This is a genomic window from Mycobacterium sp., assembly GCF_036490025.1.
Taxonomy (GTDB): domain Bacteria; phylum Actinomycetota; class Actinomycetes; order Mycobacteriales; family Mycobacteriaceae; genus Mycobacterium.
Window position 1 is genome coordinate 1 of sequence record NZ_DASXEP010000067.1, and the last position, 7,270, is coordinate 7,270.

The window sequence follows — 7,270 nt, forward strand, 5'->3', positions numbered from 1 at the left end:
CGATGCTCGAGGATCGCGTATCTGTCTGTCATCCCCGCGATGTAGTCGGCGACAGCCCGTGCGCGTCCGGGCATACCGTGTTCGCGCTCCAGAACCGTTGCGGCTTCCTGGTGCTCGGTTGGCATCAGGGTCGGATCATCGAGGAAGGTATCAAATAAACGGGTCACGACGAGCCTTGCCTTGGACGTCATGCGCAATACTTTGTAGTGGCGGTAGACACGCTCGTTCAGGAATTGCTTGAGCTTGAGCTGTTCACGGGCGACGTCGGGGCTGAATGCGACCAGGGGTTTGGAGCGTGCCCGGACGTCGCTGACTGACGTCGGCCGGGCCTTGGCGAGGTTGTCACGGGTCGTGCGGATCAGGTCGCTGACCACATCGTTGATGACGCGGCGGATGGTTTCGTGGATCACCTTGCGTTCGGGAAGCGCGCGGTACTTCGCCAGCACCTTTCGGTGCTGGCCTGCAAATAACTCGACCTCGGCCAGATCATCCAGGCTGATGAGTCCCGCGCGCAGGCCGTCGTCCACGTCATGATTGTTGTAGGCGATTTCATCGGCCAGGTTTGACAGTTGTGCCTCGAGTGAGGGTTGGCGCCGCTGGATGAAACGCTCGCCGAGTTCGCCCAGCTGCTTCGCATTGCGTACCGAACAGTGTTTGAGGATTCCCTCGCGGCATTCGAAGGTGAGATTGAGGCCGTGGAAATCGGCATAGCGATCTTCGAGCTCATCGACGACGCGCAGCGACTGCAGATTGTGCTCGAAGCCACCGAATTTGCGCATGCAGGCATTGAGCGCGTCCTGGCCGGCGTGTCCGAAGGGGGTATGGCCAAGATCGTGCGCGAGGCAGATCGCTTCGGTGAGCGATTCGTTCAGGTCGAGCGCCGTCGCAATGGAGCGCGCGATCTGCGCCACTTCCATCGAATGCGTCAGGCGCGTGCGGTACAGGTCGCCCTCATGATTCACGAACACCTGGGTCTTGTAGACGAGGCGCCGAAAGGCGTTCGAATGGATGATGCGGTCGCGGTCGCGTTGGTATTCGCCGCGGAACTGCGGCGGCGGTTCGGCGCAGCGGCGGCCGCGGGAACCGGACTCGGCCGACGCGTATGGGGCCAGGTCCGATGCTTGACGCGTGGCGCCGGTCACGGTCAGCCGAAGTAGCCGGTCAGCGTAGCCTCAAGCGCGCGCGGCGGATAATCGGCGGTCACGAGGGCCGCTCCGATGCGCTTCAGCAGCACGAAGCGCATGCGCCCCGCCTTCACCTTCTTGTCGATCTTCATGTGCTCCAGCACCGTCTGCGCCGAAACATCCGGTGCGGCGACGGGCAGACCGACCCGGTGCAGCAGCGCCCGCAGCCGCGCGACATCCGCATCACTCAGGTAGCCACATTCACGCGACATGGCCGCGGCCATCAGCATGCCGGCGCCGACGGCTTCGCCGTGCAGCCAGGTGCCGTAACCCGTGGCCGCTTCAATCGCATGTCCGAAGGTGTGTCCCAAATTCAGCAACGCGCGATCGCCGTGTTCGCGCTCGTCCTGGCCCACGATTTCGGCCTTGACCTCGCAGGAGCGGCGGATGGCATGCGTAAGCGCTTGCGGATCACGCGCCAGCAGCCGATCGATATTGACCTCGAGCCAGTCAAAGAAGGCCGCATCATGGATCAGGCCGTACTTGATGATCTCCGCAAGCCCGGCCCGCAATTCCCGCGGCGGCAGCGTCGCCAGCGTATCCGTATCGGCGATCACCGCGATGGGCTGGTGGAATGCACCGATGAGGTTCTTGCCACCGGGATGATTCACGCCGGTCTTGCCGCCGACCGAAGAGTCGACTTGCGCCAGCAGGGTCGTCGGCACCTGCACGAAATCGATGCCGCGCTGATAGCAGGCTGCCGCGAATCCCGCCATGTCCCCCACCACACCGCCGCCGAGGGCCACCACGGTACTGTCGCGCGCCAGGCGGTTCGCGACCGCGACATCGAGGATCCGGGCGAGCGTCGCGAGGGTCTTGTACGACTCGCCGTCGGGCAAAATCGCCTCGACGATGTTGCGATCCTTGAGAGCGTGTTTCAGCGTACCCGCGTACAGCGGCGCAACGGTGGTATTGCTGACCAGCAGCACGGTGCCGCGGGGTACGTGCGCCTCGAGCACCGCAGGGTCGCGCAACAGGCCGGGGCCGATCAGGATCGGATAGCTGCGTGCGGCGAGTTCAACCGTCAGGGTGTTCACGATATCGGCAATTATAGAGCGTTCAGCCACCCACGACCGGGAAACCCAGGGCCTTGATGATTTCCTCGGCAACCGCCTGGATCTTGCGGCCGTCAGTGATGACCTTCAGGTCGGCAACCGCACAGTACAGCGGCTCGCGTTCGGCCATCAGCTGCCGCAGCTTCACTTCCGGATCTACATTCGCGAGTAGCGGCCGATGGCGGGCGTGGCTTACGCGGTGCACCTGCTGTTCGACGGAGGTGATCAGGTAGACCACGCAGCCGCGCTGCGTCAGCAGTTCGCGGTTCTCGGGCATCAGAATGGCGCCGCCGCCGGTGGCCAATACCAAAGGCTCGAGCGCCGTCAGCGCCTCGATGGCTTCCTTCTCGCGCTGCCGAAAGCGCGGCTCGCCTTCCTTCTCGAAAATGTAGGAAATGTCGACGCCGGTGCGCTTCTCGATTTCGGCATCACTGTCGAGGAAAGGCGCGTCCACCATCCGCGCCAGGATGCGTCCCACGGCACTTTTGCCGGAACCCATCGGGCCGACGAGGTAGATATTGCGCTTGCCGTGCATGGTGCGGGTGAGAATACCGCACCCGCACGGCTACGCGCGGTCAGGGAACCGAGACGGGGATGGTGAGGAAGGTGCTCGAACCGCTGGGCGATGTCACCTTGACGGTAATGGTCGCACTGCCCGTGGTGGTCGTCGTCGTCAGCGCCGCGCCATAATTCTGGCCGCCGACGGTGGCATCGCACCCGACCGTGGTGCTACCTACCGCGGCAACGACAACGGTCGTACTGGAACTCTGGAACGAAACGGTGGTGCCCGCGGCCATCGAATTTCCGGGTATGCCGTGACCCACTCCACTTGTGTCCTGTACGTTGACGACCAGCTGGGCGGAACTGCTGATGGGCATCGCCAGCATGGGGGCAGCGACCGTACCCGAATTCGTGAGGCCCGCGGTGTCAGCAGCGTCCAGGGTGATGAGCGCGTCGCTGGTCGACATGGTGAGCAGGTGGGATACGCCCAGGGCCAGCGTGCTTTGCATGCAGGTGGACCCGGGTGCGGTGCCGGTGCAGGTGATGCCCACGAACTGGCCGCTCGGAAGGTCGCGCGCACCGTTGCCATTGAAATCGAGGAAGTATTCACCCGTGTCATACGCCCCGTTCTCATTGTCGTCGCGGTAGGGCTCGCCAAGATTCGCGAAGGATTCGGTGGAATCGTAGAAGCCATTGCCATTCGCGTCATCGAATGATTCTTCGCCGATCGCCGTGGCGAGAATCGTCGCACGCCCATAGCCGTTGCTCGGAGGTACGCCAGTCACCGAGGCAAGTTGTGTGGTCGGTCGCGGATTCGTGCTCGTCCAGGTGACGAAGCACGTACCGCCCAGCGTATTGCAGTTGCCGCCGATCTGGCCGCCGTTGGTCGTGAACGCCACGGCGGTGCCATCCGGGACCGGGTTGCTGTAGCGATCCGAGAGGAACACGGTGATCGGCACCGTCACGCCGTCGATCGAATAGGCCTCGACGTTGGGACAGGAGAGCGGCGAGACGCCATTGGCATACTTTGCGGGGCCTACCGCACTGCTGAAGGAACTGGAGGTCGGCAGGCCGGTCGTCACGGTGAGCTGGCTGGACTGGGTGCTCAGGGCCGGCGCGGCGATGCTCGCGGTGACGCGCACGGTGGTATGCACGGTGCCCGAACTGACCGTGGTCTGGACCGTGCCATCCGAAGCCGATGTCGCGGTCGTCGGTGAGATCGCCAGTCCGCCGACCGTCGTGTTCGGGGTAAATGTCACGGCGACGCCCTGGAACGGCCCGCCGGTGGAATTGAGGACCTTGAAGACCACGGTGGAGGTCTGGTTGAGACCCGTGCCCTTCAGGCCGATGGACGTCTGGGAAGCCGAGACGAACTGAATCGAGCCGATCGAAGCCGCACCGACCGTGACCGTGCCGGTCGCAGCCAGATTCTGGGTGCCCACGGTCGCGGACGCCGTGATGGTGTCCGGGCCGCTGCAACCCATGGCCGTATACGTTGCCGCCGCAAAACCCGTGGTCGTGACGACAGTGCCGGCCGGCGGGGCGCCAGTGCCGGTGACCGTTGACAGGATGGTCGCCTGACCGGTTGCGACACACGGTGAATTGAAGGTCACGGTGACCGGTCCGGCGTTGTACAACGTCCCGGTCTGATCGACGACGGACACGTTCAAGGCCGTCGTGCCGCCCGCGGACAATGTCGGCGCACCGACCCCGATGGCACCGGCCACGAAGGTGGAGCCATTCCCGTTACCGAGCTGCACGGTCGTCGTGCCCGACTGGGACGAGGCAACGACCTGCACTGAGGCCGTTCCAACCTGGCTGCCGGCCGTGGCAGTCACGGTGATGGTCCGCAGCGAGGAGTCGCCCGCGGTGCTGAGCGTCGCCACCGCCGAACCGTTCGCGCCGGTACTCACGCAGCCATTCGTTCCATTCGTGACGGCAACGCCACCCGAGGAGGCCTTGAAGCAGACCTGAACCCCTGAAATGAGGTTGTTGTCATCGTTCTTGGCGAGCGCCGTGATGGTTGCACTGCTTGAGCCATCCGCCGGAATCGTCGGTGCGCTGGTGCTAACGCTAAGCGCCGAGGCCGTAACCGTCGTACCACCGTTGCCGCCGGTCGTGCCGCCGGTGCTACCCGTACTTCCGGTTCCGGTTGAACCCGATCCGCTGCCTACGAACGGCGCATCGCCGCCACCGCATGCCGCGAGGGCTGCGGTGAGCATCAGAATCGGCACAGTTAACCAAAGTTTACGCATGTCTCACCTGAAAATTCGTTGCGATGTAGACCAAGTTGAGCGAGGCCGCCGGTCAGTAGACGTTGGCGCCTTCGTGAAGAATCTTCGGCGTCACAAAGATCAACAGCTCGTCCTTGTTATTGGTCCTGGTGGTCGTCTTGAACAGGTTGCCCAGGATGGGCACATCCCCGAGGTACGGCACCTTCGTTTCATCAATGCGGTGTTCGGTCTGCAGGATGCCTCCGAGCACCACCGTCTGCCCGTCACTGACCAGCACCTGGGTCGTGATTTCCTGGGTATCGATGCTCGGCACGTTGACGCCGCCTGACGCCACGACCACCTGGCCGACGGTATCCTTCGTCACATCCAGGTCGAGGATGATGCGGTTGTCAGGCGTGATCTGCGGCGTCACTTCCAGTGACAGCACCGCCTTCTTGAAGGAAATGGACGTCGCGCCGCTGGAGGCGGACTCCTGGTAGGGGATCTCGGTACCCTGCGAAATCGTGGCCTGCTTCTGGTTGGCCGTGATGATGCTCGGTGAAGAAATGATGTCTGCGCGCGTCTCGCTCTGGGCCGCCGACAGCTCCAGGTCGAGCAGGTAATCGGACCCGAGGATCCCGAGGGCGATGCTGCCCGCGGGACTGGAGACCGGCAGGTTGACGTTGTAACGCGTCGGCGCCGTGCCGGTGCCCGTGGAGCCGGAGGGCATCGTGACCGGGAACGCCGAACCGGTGGTGGTCAGGTTGGTCAGTGCGGAGTTCACGATCGTGTTGGCGCCCGCCGCCGTACCGGTGGTCGTGACGAGGCCGTTGGCGCCGTTCTTGTTGACACCGGTGAAGCCCAGCACCGCACCCAGCTCGCGCGTGAAGTCGTTGTTCACGATGACCAGGCGCGATTCGATTTTGACCTGGCGCACGGGGATGTCCAAGGTGGCGACCATGCGCCGGATGTCCTCGAGCCGCTCCGCCGTGTCCTGCAGCAGCAGGGTATTCGTACGCACATCCACCGACACGTTGCCGCGCGGTGAGAGTAGCGAACGGCCCGTCGATTTGATCAGGCTGGCCATGTCCGCGGCCTTGGCGTAGTTGACCTGCAGGAACTCCGAGCGCAGCGGCTCGAGTTCCTGAAGATCCTTGCGCGCCGCCAGTTCGGCCTTCTCGCGGCTGGAGATCTCATCGGCCGGCGCGACGATGATGACGTTGCCGTCCTGGCGCTTGTCCAGACCCTTGGTGCGCAACACGATGTCGAGCGCCTGGTCCCAGGGCACATTCTGCAGGCGCAGGGTCACGCTGCCATGCACCGAGTCGCTTACCACGATGTTCTGGCCGCTGGTGTCCGCCAGCAGCTGCAGCAAGGAGCGGGTGTCGATGTCCTGGAAGTTCATCGTCATCTTCTCACCCGTGTAGAGGCGCTTGGTGTCCTCGGCGACCTCGGGCTTGCGCTTCGGCTGGATCTCGACGACGTAGGTGTCGTTGGTCTGATAGGCCAGCTGCTCGTAGTCACCCGTGGCGGTGATGATGAGGCGGGCATCGCCGCCGGAATGGGTCGCATCGAAGCTGGTGACCGCAGTGCCGTAATCGGTGGCATCGAAACGGCGTACCAGCCGTTTGGGCAGCTCCGTGCCCGCAAAATCAACGACCACCTGCTCGCCGACCTGGCGCAGGTTGATGGGCGTATGCGGGTCGGTCAGGTGCACGATGACGCGGCCGGCGCCATCCACGCTGCGCCGGAAGTCGATGCTATCGATGCTGCGCACGCCCGCGGCGGTCGAGACCGTGGCGCCATCGCTGCGCGCGGGCACGGTGCTGGCCGTCGCCTCGGCACCGTTCTGGCCGAGCGTGACCACGATGTTGTTACCGTCGACCCGCATGGCGTACGGCATCGTCTTGTCGAGGACCAGCTCCAGCCGGCTGCGGTCCGCGGTCTGCGCGGCCAGGATCGTGTCGAGACCACCGGAGCGCACGTCGATGCGGCGCGATGCGAGCGCCAGCGAAGTGCCCGGCAGATCGATGGCAATGCGCGCCGGATCATCGATGGCAAAGCTGGTGGGCTGCGGCGCAGGTCCCGACAGCTTCAGGGTCAGCTGCAGCTGCTGTCCGGCCATGGGCCGTACGTCGATGGCCGTCAGGGTATTGCTGTCTGCGGCATGCGCCAGCGACAGGAGGGTTGAACCGGCGATGAGCGCGGTCAGGAGCGTCGCGAGGGCGCTTCGGATCCGGTTCAACGGGTTGAGGCGTGTCATTTTTAAGAACTCCCTGCAGCCGTTCGGCTAATCGTTCAACGCGAGGCCCGTCGG

General features: G+C 64.3%; 5 protein-coding genes and 1 pseudogene. All 6 read right to left on the reverse strand.

What is annotated here, in order from left to right:
• On the reverse strand, positions 1 to 1,142 hold a 1,142-nt coding region (locus tag VGG53_RS07390), incomplete at its 3' end, for a deoxyguanosinetriphosphate triphosphohydrolase (RefSeq protein ID WP_331517386.1).
• Between the two features lie 2 nt (positions 1,143 to 1,144).
• Positions 1,145 to 2,221 carry a 3-dehydroquinate synthase gene (gene aroB / locus VGG53_RS07395; RefSeq protein WP_331517388.1) on the reverse strand — a complete coding sequence of 359 codons (1,077 nt, stop codon included), beginning with the start codon at positions 2,219 to 2,221 and terminating at the stop codon, positions 1,145 to 1,147.
• 22 nt (positions 2,222 to 2,243) lie between these two features.
• A complete protein-coding gene (locus tag VGG53_RS07400; protein ID WP_331517389.1) occupies positions 2,244 to 2,774 on the reverse strand; it encodes a shikimate kinase in 531 nt (176 codons plus the stop codon).
• Positions 2,775 to 2,814: 40 nt separating this feature from the next.
• A complete protein-coding gene (locus VGG53_RS07405; RefSeq protein ID WP_331517390.1) occupies positions 2,815 to 4,224 on the reverse strand; it encodes a hypothetical protein in 1,410 nt (469 codons plus the stop codon).
• 366 nt (positions 4,225 to 4,590) lie between these two features.
• A pseudogene (locus VGG53_RS23995) lies at positions 4,591 to 4,995 on the reverse strand (Ig-like domain-containing protein); the annotation flags it as partial.
• Positions 4,996 to 5,047: 52 nt separating this feature from the next.
• The gene (gene pilQ, locus VGG53_RS07415) at positions 5,048 to 7,216 is read right to left on the reverse strand and encodes a type IV pilus secretin PilQ (RefSeq protein ID WP_331517393.1); all 2,169 of its coding nucleotides are present in this window, start codon (positions 7,214 to 7,216) and stop codon (positions 5,048 to 5,050) included.
• Positions 7,217 to 7,270 lie beyond the last annotated feature (54 nt).

What these genes read in the sequence shown, in the direction of transcription:
- VGG53_RS07400 (WP_331517389.1), bottom strand. Translation starts at nt 2,774, where the DNA reads ATGCACGGCAAGCGCAATATCTACCTCGTCGGCCCGATGGGTTCCGGC.
- VGG53_RS07405 (WP_331517390.1), bottom strand. Translation starts at nt 4,224, where the DNA reads ATGGGTTGCAGCGGCCCGGACACCATCACGGCGTCCGCGACCGTGGGC.
- pilQ (WP_331517393.1), bottom strand. Translation starts at nt 7,216, where the DNA reads ATGACACGCCTCAACCCGTTGAACCGGATCCGAAGCGCCCTCGCGACG.